General features: G+C 73.3%; 11 protein-coding genes and 1 pseudogene. 9 read left to right on the top strand and 3 right to left on the bottom strand.

Annotated features, from left to right (window positions below; translation table 11 throughout):
- Window positions 1–314: 314 nt before the first annotated feature.
- Complete coding sequence (locus IH44_RS0129920; protein ID WP_051817525.1) at window positions 315–1,481, top strand: ROK family protein; 1,167 nt, start codon at window positions 315–317, stop codon at window positions 1,479–1,481.
- A gap of 133 nt (window positions 1,482–1,614) precedes the next feature.
- On the opposite strand, the gene IH44_RS0129915 is transcribed toward IH44_RS0129920, so the two are convergent.
- Window positions 1,615–2,346: a polyprenol monophosphomannose synthase gene (locus IH44_RS0129915; RefSeq protein WP_030462888.1), complete on the bottom strand. Its 732-nt coding sequence runs from the start codon at window positions 2,344–2,346 to the stop codon at window positions 1,615–1,617.
- A gap of 141 nt (window positions 2,347–2,487) precedes the next feature.
- On the opposite strand from IH44_RS0129915, the gene IH44_RS0129910 reads away from it, so the two are divergent.
- Window positions 2,488–3,351 carry a PhzF family phenazine biosynthesis protein gene (locus tag IH44_RS0129910; protein ID WP_030462887.1) on the top strand — a complete coding sequence of 288 codons (864 nt, stop codon included), beginning with the start codon at window positions 2,488–2,490 and terminating at the stop codon, window positions 3,349–3,351.
- A gap of 154 nt (window positions 3,352–3,505) precedes the next feature.
- Here the strand turns inward: IH44_RS0129910 and IH44_RS45710 are convergent.
- Window positions 3,506–3,724: pseudogene (locus IH44_RS45710) on the bottom strand (transposase); the annotation flags it as partial.
- Window positions 3,725–3,900: 176 nt separating this feature from the next.
- On the opposite strand from IH44_RS45710, the gene IH44_RS0129900 reads away from it, so the two are divergent.
- The 3 genes from IH44_RS0129900 (at window position 3,901) to IH44_RS0129890 (ending at window position 6,957) form a co-directional block, all read left to right on the top strand.
- Window positions 3,901–5,007 carry an RNA-guided endonuclease TnpB family protein gene (locus IH44_RS0129900; protein ID WP_030462886.1) on the top strand — a complete coding sequence of 369 codons (1,107 nt, stop codon included), beginning with the start codon at window positions 3,901–3,903 and terminating at the stop codon, window positions 5,005–5,007.
- A gap of 88 nt (window positions 5,008–5,095) precedes the next feature.
- A complete protein-coding gene (locus IH44_RS0129895) occupies window positions 5,096–6,298 on the top strand; it encodes a sensor histidine kinase (RefSeq protein WP_035956799.1) in 1,203 nt (400 codons plus the stop codon).
- Entirely contained in the window at window positions 6,295–6,957 is a 663-nt protein-coding gene (locus tag IH44_RS0129890; protein WP_030462884.1) for a response regulator transcription factor, read from the top strand. The genes IH44_RS0129895 and IH44_RS0129890 overlap by 4 nt, the downstream gene beginning before the upstream one ends.
- Here the strand turns inward: IH44_RS0129890 and IH44_RS0129885 are convergent.
- The gene (locus tag IH44_RS0129885) at window positions 6,875–8,938 is read right to left on the bottom strand and encodes a hypothetical protein (protein ID WP_030462883.1); all 2,064 of its coding nucleotides are present in this window, start codon (window positions 8,936–8,938) and stop codon (window positions 6,875–6,877) included. The two genes, IH44_RS0129890 and IH44_RS0129885, sit on opposite strands and share 83 nt — an antisense overlap.
- Window positions 8,939–9,362: 424 nt before the next feature.
- Between IH44_RS0129885 and IH44_RS48645 the strand changes: the two genes are divergently transcribed.
- The 4 genes from IH44_RS48645 (at window position 9,363) to IH44_RS0129860 (ending at window position 14,217) form a co-directional block, all read left to right on the top strand.
- A complete protein-coding gene (locus tag IH44_RS48645; protein ID WP_030462882.1) occupies window positions 9,363–9,635 on the top strand; it encodes an SHOCT domain-containing protein in 273 nt (90 codons plus the stop codon).
- A 26-nt stretch (window positions 9,636–9,661) separates the two neighbouring features.
- Window positions 9,662–10,381, top strand: a complete 720-nt coding sequence (locus tag IH44_RS0129870; protein WP_232795136.1) for an ABC transporter ATP-binding protein — start codon at window positions 9,662–9,664, stop codon at window positions 10,379–10,381.
- On the top strand, window positions 10,378–12,942 hold the full coding sequence (locus IH44_RS0129865) for an ABC transporter permease (RefSeq protein WP_030462880.1): 2,565 nt from the start codon (window positions 10,378–10,380) through the stop codon (window positions 12,940–12,942). Before IH44_RS0129870 ends, IH44_RS0129865 begins: the two co-directional genes overlap by 4 nt.
- 168 nt (window positions 12,943–13,110) lie before the next feature.
- Window positions 13,111–14,217: a PLP-dependent cysteine synthase family protein gene (locus tag IH44_RS0129860; protein WP_030462879.1), complete on the top strand. Its 1,107-nt coding sequence runs from the start codon at window positions 13,111–13,113 to the stop codon at window positions 14,215–14,217.
- Window positions 14,218–14,219 lie beyond the last annotated feature (2 nt).

Raw genomic sequence — 14,219 nt, 5'->3', positions numbered from 1 at the left:
GAAGAAGGCAGTGAGGGCGAGGCGTGCCCCCGACCAGGAGGAGCGTCGGGCCGACGGGGGGGGGGGGGGGGGGGGGGGGGCGGGGCGGGCTTCTGTTTTGTTCAGTAGCGGCACAAAGTCAGAATAGGGGAGTGCCGCACACACCTTCAAGTCCGAATCCGAGCCAGAATCCGAGCCGGAGTCCGAGCCGGAATCCGCCCGGGAGCCCGGAACCGCCGCCGGGCCCGCAGCCGGGACACCGGGCCGACCCGCAGCCGGGACAGCAGGCGCCCCCGCGCCCGGCCCGGCGTGCCGCGCCCGACCGCGGCCGGACCCTGCTCGGACCGGCCCTGCGCCTGATCCACACCGGGCAGGCCCCCACCCGCTCCGCGCTCACCGGCGCCCTCGAGGTCACCCGCGCCACCGCCGGCGCCGTCACCGGCGAACTCGAGGCGCTCGGCCTGATCACCGTCGACTCCCGCCCGGCCGGCGGCGGCCGCGGCCGCCCCTCGCACCGCCTCGCCCCGGCCGACCCCGGCCCCGCCGTGCTCGCCGCGCAGCTGCACGCCGACGGCCTCTCCGCCACCCTGGCCGGGCTCGGCGGCCGCCTGCACGACCCCGTCCACCTGCCGCTGCCCGCCGACACCTCGCCCGCCGCGCTGCTCGGCGCCGTCGCCGAGACCGGCGCCCGGCTCGCCCGCGACAGCCGCCGCCGGATCCTCGGCTTCGCGCTCGCCCTGCCCAACCCCGTCACCGAACCCGACGGCACCGCGCTCGCCGCCCTGCACTTCGGCTGGCCCTCCGGCACCCCCGCCGCCGAACTCTTCGCCGCCGCCGTCGCCCGCGCCGACCTCGGCCCGCGCGCCCGCACCGGCCTGCCCACCGCCGTCGCCAACGACGCCAACCTGGCCGCCCTCGCCGAACACCGGCACGGCGCCGGCCGCGGCGCCCGCCACCTGCTGCTGGTCACCTCCGGCCACCGCGGCGTCGGCGGCGCCCTGGTCATCGACGGGCACCTGCACACCGGCAGCTCCGGCCTGGCCCTCGAAGTCGGCCACCTCACCGTCGACCCGCTCGGCCGCCCCTGCGCCTGCGGCAACCGCGGCTGCCTGAACGCCGAGACCGACACCGACGCGCTGTTCGCCGCCGCCAAGCGCCGCCCCGACCCGGACCGCCCGCTGCTCCCGCAGGCCCGCGCGCTGGCCCGCGACCCGGACGCCGCCGACGCCCTCGACCACGTCGTCGACCGGCTCGGCCTCGGCCTCGCCGGACTGGTCAACATCCTCAACCCCGACCGGATCGTGCTCAGCGGCCTGCACCTCGACCTGCTCGCCGCCGCCCCCGACCGGCTCGCCGCCGTCGTCGCCGAACGCTGCCTGTGGGGCCGCAGCGGACGCATCCCGATCGTCCCCGCCCAGGTCGTGCACGCCGGACTGGTCGGCGCCGCCGAACTCGCCTGGGAGCCCTACCTGGACGACCCGCAGGCCGCTGCCGCGCCCTGAGCGTCCCGAGCGCCCCGAGTGCAGGGGAACGGGGCCGGGGGAGCCGGGGATCGGGGCCGCGGAGCCGGGAAAACGGAACGGCGCGGGTGACGAATCGTCGACCCGCGCCGTCCGGTGCGCCCCGGGGGTGCCGTTACTTCTTGCCGAACCGCAGCTTCCACGGGGCCACCGCGGACTCCAGCTGCACGCCCAGGCTCATCTTCGACATGCCCTCGACCCGCTCCTCGAAGCGGATCGGCACCTCGGCGATCCGCAGGCCCTGCCGGACCACCCGGTGGTTCATCTCGACCTGGAACGAGTAGCCGTTGGAGCGCACCGACTCCAGGTCCACGCTGCGCAGCGCCCCGGCCTCCCAGGCCTTGAAGCCGGCGGTGGCGTCCTTGACCTTCAGCCGGAGGATCGCGTTGACGTAGAAGTTCGCCCAGGCCGACAGCGCCTTGCGGTGCCACGGCCACTCCGAGGCGGTCGAGCCGCCCGGCACGTAGCGCGAGCCCAGCACCACCGAGGCGTCCGTCCCGGTCAGCTTCTCCACCATCGCGGGGAGGGCGGTGTGCGGGTGCGACAGGTCGGCGTCCATCTGCACCACGATGTCGGCGCCGTCCTCCAGCGCCCGGGACATGCCCGCGACGTAGGCCCGGCCCAGGCCGTCCTTCTCGGTCCGGTGCAGCACCGAGAGGGTGCCGCCCGAGTCGGCCGCCAGCTTGTCGGCGACCTCGCCGGTGCCGTCCGGGGAGTTGTCGTCCACGACCAGCACGTGCAGGTTCGCCATGCCGAGCTCGGCCAGCCGGCCGACCAGGACCGGGAGGTTCTCCCGCTCGTTGTAGGTCGGCACAACCACAACCACCTTCGGGTGGACCTCAGTCATGTTCTTCTTTCCTCGATGCCGTGCGAGCCGGATGCGGCAGTCTAGCGTTCTTGTCCGAACGTCCGTCCCACCGGGCCGTTCCCGCCCCATCCTCGGCCCTGGTCCGGGGAATCCCGGGCCCGGCCGCCCCGTTCAGCAGGCATGACCGACACCGCACCGGGCCACCGCCCCGAGCCGCTGCAGTACGCCGCCTTCACCGCCGACCCGGCCGGCGGCAACCCCGCCGGAGTGGTCCTGGACGCCGCGGCGCTCACCGACGAGGAGCAACTCGCCCTCGCTGCCCGCCTCGGCCACTCGGAGACCGCCTTCCTGACCGCCGACCCGGACCGGCCGCGCGGCTACGCCGTCCGCTACTTCAGCCCGCTCGCCGAAGTCCCGTTCTGCGGCCACGCCACCATCGCCGCCGCGGTCGTCCTCGGCGAGCGGCACGGCCCCGGCGAGTTCCGCTTCGAGACCAAGGCCGGGCCGGTGCCGGTCACCGTCACGGGGGACGCCGAACACGGCTACCGGGCCACCCTGACCAGCGTCCCCACCGCCGTCGAGGACGCCGCGGCGGCCGACGTCGCCGAGGCGCTGGCCGCGCTGCACTGGCGGGCCGACGAACTCGACCACCGCTTCCCGCCGCGGATCGCCTACGCCGGGGCGCGCCACCTCGTCCTCGCCGCGGCCACCCGGGCCCGGCTGGCCGACCTCGACTACGACTTCGATGCGCTCGCCGCCCTGATGCGGCGGCTCGACCTGATCACCCTCCAACTGGTCTGGGAACAGGACGCCACCACCTACCACGTCCGCGACCCGTTCCCGGTCGGCGGCGTCGTCGAGGACCCGGCCACCGGCGCTGCCGCGGCCGCCTTCGGCGCCTACCTGCGCGAGCTGCGCGGCCTGGGCACCGCCCGCCTCACCCTCCACCAGGGCCAGGACCTCGGCCGCCCCGGCGTGCTCACCGTCGACCTCACCGAGGGCGACAGCCGGGTCCGGGTCACCGGGCGGGCCGTGCGGATGTGACGGCCCGGCCTCCTGGTCCGCCGCCGGTCTGCTGCGCTACCTGGACTGATTGCAGTGCGCCGGGCTTCAGTCCGGTGGTGAAGTGGTTCTGGGCCCTGTTCTGACGCCGGTGGTGGGTGCCCTTCCGCGTTGTGGGCGGTGTCCACCGCGGGTGTCAGGTCGGGTGGTTGTGCTGCTCGGTGTACTGGCGTACCACCGGCAGGGGTGCGCCGCCGGCGGAGTCGGCGAAGTACGGGCCGGACCGGAGGCGCTGCGTGTGCCGGTGGTGCTTGGCCGGGTCGGGGTGCTCCTGGCGCGTGTGGTGGGAGCCGACGCCTTTGAGGCTGTTGGACGGGGTGGCCTGGGGTGGGAGGTTCATGTGCGGGTGGACGTGGTCACCCTCGCCGGGTCGGCGCGGATGCTCCGCGTGATTGCTTCGGGTCGGGTGGGGTGGCGGTCGGCGGTCATTTTGTGGCGGTGTTCGGTCATGAAGGCCGGGTGCGTGGGCGGGGGTCGGCTGGTCGAGTCGTTGCGGCGTCCGGCCGTGGGCCGGGAGGCTACGGTGCGGTTGTGCAGCTCAGGTACTCCTTCCGCGTCTACCCGACGGCGGGTCAGCGTGCGGCGTTGGCGAGGGCGTTCGGGTGCGCGCGGGTGGTGTACAACGATGCTTTGCGCGCCCGCGAGGACGCCCGCGCGGCGGGGTTGCCGTTCCCGAGGGTGGGGGATCTGTCGAAGGCGCTGATCACCGGGGCGAAGAAGACCCCGCAGCGGGCGTGGCTCGGCGAGGTGTCGGCCGTGGTACTGCAGCAGTCCCTGCGGGACCTGGAGGCCGCGTACCGGAACTTCTTCGACGGCTTGAAGGGCAGGCGGCCCCGCATGGGGGTGCCGCGTTTCAAGTCGCGCAAGGACACCCGGCAGGCCGTCCGGTTCACCGCGAACGCCCGGTGGTCGATCACGCCGGGCGGGAAGCTGTCCCTGCCGAAGATCGGCGACCTGGCGGTGAAGTGGTCCCGCACCCTGCCCTCGACGCCGTCCACCGTGGCGGTGGTCAAGGACAGCGCGGGCCGGTACTCCGCCTCGTTCACCATCGAGACCGACCCCGCCGCCGACCTGGCCCGCATGCCAGATACCGACCGTACGATCGGCATCGACCTTGGCCTCGGACACTTCGCGGTCCTGTCCGACGGCACGAAGATCGACAGCCCGCGTTTCCTGCGCCGCGCCGAGAACACCCGGCTGATCCGCGACAACCAAGCGATCGCCGTCGAAGACCTGGCGGTCAAGGCACTCGCGCGCACGCGCATGGCCAAGTCGGTGCACGACGCCGGGTGGTCGGCGTTCGTGGCCATGCTGGAGTACAAGGCCGCGCGCTACGGGCGGCGGTTCGTCCGGATCGGGCGCTTCGAGCCCACCTCGCAGGTGTGCTCGCACTGCGGTGTCAAGGATGGTCCCAAGCCGTTGGACGTCCGTGCATGGACGTGCGGCGCGTGCGGGACGGTCCTGGATCGGGACATCAATGCGGCGGTCAACGTCGCCAAGGCCGCCGGACTGGCGGTGACAGCCTGTCGAGCGCAGGTCAGACGGGCACCCGTGCCCGCACCGCGCAGCGAAGCAGGAACCCACCCGAAGCGCCCCACCCAACCGGTGCGGGAGCAGGCGGGAATCCCCAGCCCCTAGGCCGGGGAGGATGTCAATGCGCGGGGAGTAGGCGTGTCTGCTCCGTGCGGACGATGGTGGGGCGCGGCGGTGTGGTTAGCCTTCGGGTATGGGTGAGACGCGGCTGTGGGTGCCCCCGTGGGTACGGGCGGCGAAGGCCGGGTGGCCGGTGGCGGGCGCCGTCGTGGTGGCGGTGCTGCAGGTGGCCGGGACGACGGCGGCCCAGCGGCACCAGGGCGGCCGGGTGCCGTTGGACGGCTGGGGGTACCTGCTGCTGGTGCTCGGCCCCGCGCTGCTGGTGCTGCGCCGCCGGTGGCCGGCCGCCACCGTGGCCGCCGTCTCGGCGGTGACCGCCGGCTACCTGTGGGCGGGCTACCCGTACGGGCCCGGGTTCCTGGCGCTGGTGGTGGCGTTCTTCGGCGCGGTCCGGCACGGGCACCGGCGGGCGGCCTGGCTGAGCGCCGCCGGGTTCTACCTGGTGCACCTGATGACCAGCTACGCGCTGCCCGACGCCTGGCTGCGGGCCCCGAACCACGCCGTGCGGGGCTGGCAGGAACTGGGCGTCACCGCCTGGCTGCTGCTGGTCTTCGCCGGGGCCGAACTGGCCCGCTTCCGGCAGGAGCGGATCGCCGCCGTACGGGCCGCCGAGGAGGAGGCCCGGGCCCGCCGCAACGACGAGGAACGGCTGCGGATGGCCCGCGAACTGCACGACATCCTGGCCCACTCGATCTCGCTGATCCACGTCCAGGCGGGCGTCGCCCTGGAACTGCTCGACGCCCGCCCCGAACAGGCCCGCGACGCCCTCACCACCATCAAGGCCACCAGCAAGGAAGCACTCGGCGAGGTCCGCCAGGTCCTCGGCACCCTGCGCGGACCCGGCGCGGCCGCCCCGCGCACCCCCGCGCCCGGACTGCAGCGCCTGGACGAACTGGTCGAACAGGCCGGGCACGCCGGACTGGCGGTGTCCGTCACCCGCCGCGGCCGCCCCGCCCGCACCGGGGCCGGACTCGAACTCGCCGCGTTCCGGATCGTCCAGGAAGCGCTCACCAACGTGCTGCGGCACTCCACCGCCCGCACCGCCACCGTCGAACTCGCCTGGGACACTGTCGGATTGACGGTCACGGTGACCGACCCGGGGCCGCCCGGCGGCGGCGACGCGGGCGGCAGCGGCAACGGACTCACCGGCATGCGCGAACGGGCCGCCGCCCTCGGCGGCAGCGTCGAAGCCGGCCCCGACGGGGCCGGCGGCTGGCGGGTCCGGGCCCGGCTGCCGGTGACGGCGACGACGACGGAGAACGGGGACACGACGTGATCAGGGTGCTGCTGGCCGACGACCAGACCCTCGTCCGGGCCGGATTCCGCGCCCTGCTGGACGCCCAGCCCGACCTGGAGGCGGTCGGCGAGGCCGAGGACGGCGAACAGGCCCTCGCCCTCACCCGCGAACTGCGCCCCGACGTGGTCCTGATGGACATCCGGATGCCCCGCCTGGACGGCCTCGCCGCGACCCGCCGGATCTGCGCCGACCCGGAACTCGCCGACGTCCGGGTCGTCGTGCTGACCACCTTCGAACTGGACGAGTACGTCTTCGAAGCACTGCGCGCGGGCGCCGCCGGCTTCCTGGTCAAGGACACCGAACCCGGCGACCTGCTGCGCGCCGTCCGGGTCGCCGCCGCCGGCGACGCCCTGCTCTCCCCGGGCGTCACCCGCCGCCTGATCGGCGAGTTCGCCGCCCGCTCCAAGGAACCCGCCACCACCCGCCTGGACGTCCTCACCGACCGCGAACGCGAAGTCCTCGCTCTGGTCGGCCTCGGACTCACCAACGAGGACATCGCCCGCCGCCTGGTGGTCAGCCCCCTCACCGCCAAGACCCACGTCAGCCGCACCATGGTCAAACTCGGCGCCCGCGACCGGGCCCAACTGGTCGTCCTCGCCTACGAATCGGGGCTGGTCCGGCCGGGGTGGCTGGGGTGAGGGCGTCACTAACCCGGAAGCGCTCGAGAGGGACGCTCTCCAGGGCATCGGCCAGCCCCCTCAAGCGTGCGGCGATGATCGCTGGTCGCGCCGTAGCCACGTAATCCTCGTGCTTCACTCTCGCGGCACCGCTGACCGCTGGAGCGGACAGCAGATCGATGGCCTGTTGGATGCCGACCAGGTCGATCGGTACGGGGCTGTTGGTCTTCAGGGCGCGCCACAGGTCCCGGACGCTGAGTGCGCCTTCGTTGAAATCGATGTCGGTTGCGTCGTTTCCGCTTTCCCAGAGAGCCTGGCTCACGAGACGTATCGCCTCCGAGCGCCGTTCCACGGCAGCCCAGTGGTTCTCCACTGCGACCTGGTCGGTGAGATCCACATCGAAGATCAGACGATGGAGTTCGCTGGGCAGGAGAACGGTACGGATCGACCGGGTGAGCCAGGAAGCCAGAAGAGCGGTAGTGATCAAAGGGATCTGCTTGCTCCGTGCCAACTTCGGGATCGGTCCGCCGAACCCCGGACCGACGATGGCGATCCTGTCGGCGCCGTGGTCCTGCCGGTGCTGCTCCATGCCGTCGAAATCGACGTCCTTTTTCGGAACTACTCCGGCGCTGCTCGTCTTGGCCTCGAAGCTGACTTTCGACGTCTCGGTGGGAGAGAGCCAGAACTCGGTGAGGACGTCGGTTGCCGAAGGCCCGCCGATCCTGGTGGATGTCGCTCCCAGCAAGTTGAGCGCTCTTTCGACCGAGTTTTCAAGCCGATCCGGATGCGAGCTGTCGGTTCCCGCCCCGACGAGTTCGGCGGCGCAGTGCCTCAACTCCTCGGCCCGGGCGGTCACGTTTTCGGAACCAGCAGCGTCGGCCGTCGGCCCTGGATCGGTCCCAGCAGGTTCGAGAGTGGTGACCGACTCGGCGAACTTCTTCCCGAGAGGAGTCGCCCGGTAGCGGAGATAGCCGATCTGTTCCACCAACTCGGCCTCCCGGAGCAGCTTCAGCCGTTGTGCCAGACCGGGGCCGCGGAGAGGAACCCCGGGAAGAGAGGTCCGCACATACTCGTGAATCTCGGAATTCGTCATCGGCTCGGTGAGCGGAACGATGATCTCGCCCATCGGTGAGACCCGGCAGTGCAGGATCCTGATCAGATCCACCGCTCGGTCGCTGGACATCCAATCGAGGGCGACGGCGGTCGGCGCGAACAAGTCGTTGCCGACCTGTTCGATCATTCCCAGAGCGAGCAGGGTCTGGAGTGTCTGCACTGCCGAGGTCTTTTCGACACCGAAGGTGTCCTGGCAGAAGGCGAAGAATCCGCTGCGATTCGTTCCGAGGCCGACGGCGTCCAGCAGCCGCCGGACCGATTCGGCCCGGGTGCCGCCGGCGAGGTAACCGATTCGGGGGTTCCTCCGAGCGAGACGCTGCTGGTCCAGGAGTCGGAGTTCTTCCGCCAGCGCCGGACCCGGCGGATCCAGGACGGCGGTGTCGGAAGGGAGCGCTGTCGATGCCGGAGTGACCTGAGGGTCCGCCAGGGAGAGCTTTCCCAGCAACGCGGTGCCGGACGGGGTGATGCGTAGGGCCGTGCTTCCTTTCCAGACCTCGACCATGCCGGTGGCGCGCAGCCAGGTGGTCCTGCGGCGGATCTGGTCCAGCGTGGTCCACCGCAGTCCGAACTGGCTCTCGGCCGTATCGTTCAAGCTTCTGTGTGTCATCTCCGTGGAGCCGAGCAGGCCGAGGATTTCACCGATGAAGCGGCTGTGCGCATGGAACAGCGCGATCAGGAAGCCGACGTCGCCGTTCCGGAGGAACCATGCCGCTTCCGTGGTGAGCCGGGCACCCGTCCCACGGTCGGTGGTCGTTATCAGCCCGCTGGAACTGAGTGGCCCGATGGCGGCACGGACCGTGGTCCGTGTCCCGGTGGTCGGCCACACGAAGGGGCGGTCGGTGGCTGCTTCGCTCTGGACATCGGTGAGGAGCGCGACCAGGTTTCCCATGATCTTGTGAACGCTCCCGGGGACCCAGGGAGCTGCGCTGTGCCGTTGACTCCAGTGCAAGGGGTTTGGCCATGGTGCTGATGCGTCGATGCTCGGCATCGTCATCGCCTCGTGGGCTTTCGCACCTCGTGGCAACGATCGCGCCCGTTGCGCTCATGGTTGGCACGGCGATGTCCGAGGAGCGCGAGATGTTTGGAACTCTCATTCTACTCCTCTGCTCTGCCATGAGAAGTGAAATCGATCCCCTCATCAGACTGTGGAGCAGCCTGATCAGGATGATTCCGGAACAACCGGGATTCTTCTGTCTGCACCACAGGGAGTAGGGCGGGTGTCGCCCGGTGGGGGACGCTGCGGGGCGGGGTGCGGGGGGACGGTGGAGGGGCCGGCAGGGAGTCGGTGGCTCGACCGAAGGGGATGAGTGGTGATGGTGACGTTGCTGGCCGATGGGTGGTCCGGGCACGGGCCCGGGCCGTGGGTGCTGGTGTTCCCGCTGTTCTGGCTGCTGGTGGTGGTGCTGGTGGTGACGGTGCTGCGGCGGTCGGTGTGGCGGCGGCGCGGCTGGTGCGGCGGTGGGGAGCACGCCCCGCTGGCGGTGCTGGGGCGGCGGTACGCGCAGGGGGAGATCGACGAGGCGGAGTACCGGGAGCGCCGGGGTGTCCTGACCGAGGAGCAGGGCAGCGGCGGGGGGAAGCGGTGACGGCCGCGGCCCGGGTGGAGGGCGCCGTGAAGGAGTACGGCGCGGGGGAGACCCGGGTGCGGGCGCTGGACGGCGTCAGCGTGGAGTTCGCCGAGGCCCGGTTCACCGCCGTGATGGGGCCCTCCGGGTCGGGCAAGTCCACGCTGATGCACTGCGCGGCCGGGCTGGACACGCTCAGCGGCGGCCGGGCCTGGATCGGGGGGACCGAGCTGTCCGCGCTCGGCGACCGGGAGTTGACGCTGCTGCGCCGGGAGCGGATCGGGTTCGTGTTCCAGGCGTTCAACCTGGTGCCGACGCTCACCGTGCGGGAGAACATCACCCTGCCGCTCGACCTCGGGGGCACCGCCCCCGACCGGGAGTGGCTGGACACCCTGGTCGACGTGGTCGGCCTCGGCGACCGGCTGCACCACCGGCCCGCCCAGCTGTCCGGCGGCCAGCAGCAGCGCGTCGCCGTGGCCCGGGCGCTGGCCGGGCGGCCGCAGGTGGTGTTCGCCGACGAGCCGACCGGCAACCTGGACTCCCGCAGCGGCGGCGAGGTGCTCGGCCTGCTGCGCTCCGCCGTCGACACCATGCGCGGCTCGGTGGTGATGGTCACCCACGACCCGGCCGCCGCCGCGTACGCCGACACGGTGCTGTTCCTGGCCGACGGCCGCCTGGTCGACACCATGGAACGGCCCACCGCCGAAGGGGTGCTGGACCGGATGAAGGCCTTCGACACCCGTCGCGGCCGGGCGGCCGCCCGGTGAACGCGAGCGTGCGGATCGGGGCGCGCTCGCTGCTCGCCCACCGGCGCCGGCTGTTCGGCACCGTGCTGTCCATCGTCCTCGGAGTGGCCTTCCTGACCGGCACCATGGTGCTCGGCGACACCCTGCGGGCCAACTTCGACACCCTGTTCGCGGACGCCAACGCCGGCACCGACGCGGTCGTCCGCAGCGCCCAGGTGCTGGAGGCGCCCAACGCCCCCGGCGGGGTCCGCGCCCCGCTGGACGAGGCGCTGACCGCGAAGCTGCGCGCCGCGCCCGGGGTGAGCGCCGCCGAACCGTCCGTGCAGGGCGCGGGCCAGCTGATCGGCGCCGACGGCAAGCCCGTCGGCGGGCAGGGCCCGCCCACCCTGGCCGGGAACTGGATCGCCGACCCCGGGCTCAACCCGTACCGGCTCGCCGAGGGCCGGGCCCCCGCCGCGCCCGGCGAGGCGGTGATCAACCGGGGCGCGGCGAAGACCGGCGGGCTGAAGGTCGGCGACAGCACGGTGCTGCGCACCCCCGACCCGGTGCGGATCACCGTGGTCGGCATCGCCACCTTCGGCGCCGACGCCGACGGCATGGGCCCCAGCACCTTCACCGCGCTGACCCTCGCCGACGCCCAGGCCCACCTGACGCCGAAGGGCGCCGGGCAGGTGTCCACCGTCCGGCTCCGCTCGGACACCCTGACCCAGCGCCAACTGGTCGAAGAGATAAGGCCGTTGCTGCCGAACGGGGTGGAGGCGCTGACCGGCGCGGACGCCACCGCGCAGTCCACCGCCGACGTCTCCGGGGGGTTCCTGCGCCTGTTCACCACCCTGCTGCTGGTGTTCGCCGGGGTCGCCCTGCTGGTCGCCACCTTCACCATCCACAACACCTTCGCCATCGTCACCGCCCAGCGCACCCGGGAGAACGCCCTGCTGCGCGCCCTCGGCGCCGGCCGCCGCCAGGTGCTCGGCACCACCCTCGGCGAGGCCCTCGCCATCGGCCTGCTGGCCTCCGTGCTCGGCCTGCTCGGCGGCTTCGGCGTCGCCGCCGGACTCAAGGCGCTGTTCGCCGCGATCGGGTTCACGCTGCCCACCGGCGGCACCGTGGTCCACCCCGCGACGATCCTGCTCCCGCTGCTCACCGGCACCCTGGTCGCCGCGGTCTCCGCGCTCGCCCCCGCGCTGCGCGCCGCCCGCACCGCCCCGCTCGCCGCCCTGCGCCACACCGCCGTCGACGAGTCGGCGCAGGGCCGAAGTGCCCTGGTGCGGAAGCTGGTCGGAGCGGCCCTGGCGGCGGCGGGGCTGCCCGCCGTGGTGGTCGGCGCGACCCGCGGCCCCTCGCTGCCGCTCACCGTCGGCGGGGCGCTCGCGCTGCCCGCCGGGACGGTCGTGCTCGGGCCGGTCGCCGCCGCGCTCGCCGTCCGGGTGCTGGGCGCGCCGCTGCCCCGGCTGCGCGGCACCACCGGCGCGCTGGCCCGCCGCAACGCGGCCCGCAACCCGAAGCGGACGGCCGCCACCGCGACCGCGCTGATGGTCGGCGTCGCCGTGGTCACCTTGTTCACCGTGTTCGGCGCCTCGGTCAAGGCCACCCTGGACGACACCGTCTCGCGCACCTTCGCCGGCGACCTCGCCGTCACCGCCCCCGCCGCCGGGGCCGGCGGCAGCGGCGTCTCCCCGAAGCTCGCCCCCGCGATCGCCGCCCTCCCCGAGGTGCGCACCGCGGTCGGCCTCGGCCGGGGCGTCGCCCAGGTCGACGGACACGGTACCCGGTTGGGCGTCGCCGACCCGCTCGCGCTGGCGCAGGTCACCGACCTCGGCCGGATCGACGGCTCGCTCGCCGCCCTGGGCGCCGACGGCCTCGCCGTCTCCCGCGCCGAGGCCGACGCGCACGGCTGGCGGGTGGGCAGCGCGGTGGCCATGCGGTTCACCGACGGCGCCGCCACCTTCACCGTCCGCGCGCTCTACCAGGGCGGCGGTGTCGCCGGGGACTACCTGGTCAGCCGCGCGGCCTGGCAGCCGCACCGCGTCCAGGACGCCGACACGCTGGTCGCCGTCGCGCTCAAGCCCGGCGTCACGGTCGAGCGGGGCAAGGCCGCGATCGGGCAGCTGGCCCGGGAGTACGGCAACCCGCAGGTGCAGACCCGCGCCGAGTACGCCGCGAGCTCCGCCTCCGGCGTCGACATGATGCTCTCGGTGGTCTACGCGCTGCTGGCGCTCGCGGTGCTGATCGCCCTGCTCGGCATCGCCAACACCCTCACCCTCGCCGTCCACGAGCGCACCCGCGAACTCGGCCTGCTGCGCGCCGTCGGCCAGACCCGGCCCCAACTGCGGGCCATGGTGCGGTGGGAGTCGGTGCTGGTCGCCGCGTTCGGCACGGCCGGCGGGCTGGCCCTGGGCGCGCTGCTCGGCTGGGCGCTCACCCGGGCCGCCGACACCGCCGGGACGGGCTCCTTCGCGCTGCCCGCCGGACGGCTGGCCGTCGTCGCCCTGGTCGGCCTGGCGGCCGGCGCGCTGGCCGGGCTGCGGCCCGCCGCCCGGGCGGCGAAGCTCGACGTCCTGCGGGCGGTGGCGAGCGACTGACGGCTCGTCGGCCCCGGCTTCCCCGCGCGCACCATAAGGGGAAGCTGGGGCCTCCGTAATCGTCACTTATCGTAGTCGACTGTTACACTGGGTGGGCCATCCGGGGTGATCGGGAGCCCGGGGCATGCGGCGGGCGGGGCGCCCGGCGGGCGGCGAGGAGAGCGTGCGATGAGCGACCACACCCAGGACGTGGACCGGACCGACCCCGAGTACCGGGCCTGGCTGAAGGAGGCGGTCCGCCGCGTCCAGGCCGACGCCAACCGCTCCGCCGACACCCACCTGCTGCGCTTCCCGCTGCCCGCGGAGTGGGGCATCGACCTGTACCTCAAGGACGAGTCGACGCACCCCACCGGCAGCCTGAAGCACCGGCTGGCCCGCTCGCTGTTCCTGTACGGGCTGTGCAACGGCTGGATCCGGCCCGGCGCCCCGGTCATCGAGGCGTCCAGCGGCTCCACCGCCGTCTCCGAGGCGTACTTCGCCCAGCTGATCGGCGTCCCGTTCGTCGCCGTGATGGCCCGCAGCACCAGCCGGGCCAAGATCGAGCTGATCGAGTTCCACGGCGGCCGATGTCACCTGGTCGACAACGCGGGCGAGGTCTACGCCGCGGCCGCCGAGCTGGCCGCCGAGACCGGCGGCCACTACATGGACCAGTTCACCTACGCCGAGCGGGCCACCGACTGGCGCGGCAACAACAACATCGCCGAGTCGATCTTCGCCCAGCTGCGGATGGAGCCCCACCCCGAACCGGCCTGGATCGTCGCCACCGCCGGCACCGGCGGCACCTCCGCGACCATCGCCCGGTACGTGCACTACATGCAGCACGACACCCGGATCTGCGTCGCCGACCCGGAGAACTCCTGCTTCTTCGACGGCTGGGTCCAGCACGACCCGGACGCGCACTGCCCCAGCGGCTCCCGGATCGAGGGCATCGGGCGCCCCCGGATGGAGCCCTCCTTCGTGCCCGGCGCGATCGACCGGATGATGAAGGTCCCCGACGCGGCCTCGGTCGCCGCCGTCCACCTGCTGGCCGACGTGCTCGGCAAGAAGGCCGGCGCCTCCACCGGCACCGGCCTGTGGAGCGCGCTGCGGATCGTCGCCGAGATGCGCGCCGCGGGCCGCACCGGCAGCGTCGTCACCCTGATCTGCGACCCGGGCGACCGCTACCTCGACAAGTACTACTCCGCGCAGTGGCTCGCCGACGAGCACCTCGACCCCCGGCCGCACCGCGCCGCCCTGGAGGAGTTCCTCGCGGGCGGCGCCTGGCCGGAGGGCTGAGC

The sequence above is a fragment of the Kitasatospora sp. NRRL B-11411 genome (assembly GCF_000721345.1).
In the GTDB taxonomy this organism is placed as follows: domain Bacteria; phylum Actinomycetota; class Actinomycetes; order Streptomycetales; family Streptomycetaceae; genus Kitasatospora; species Kitasatospora cineracea.
This window is presented reverse-complemented; position numbering and strand designations above follow the sequence as displayed.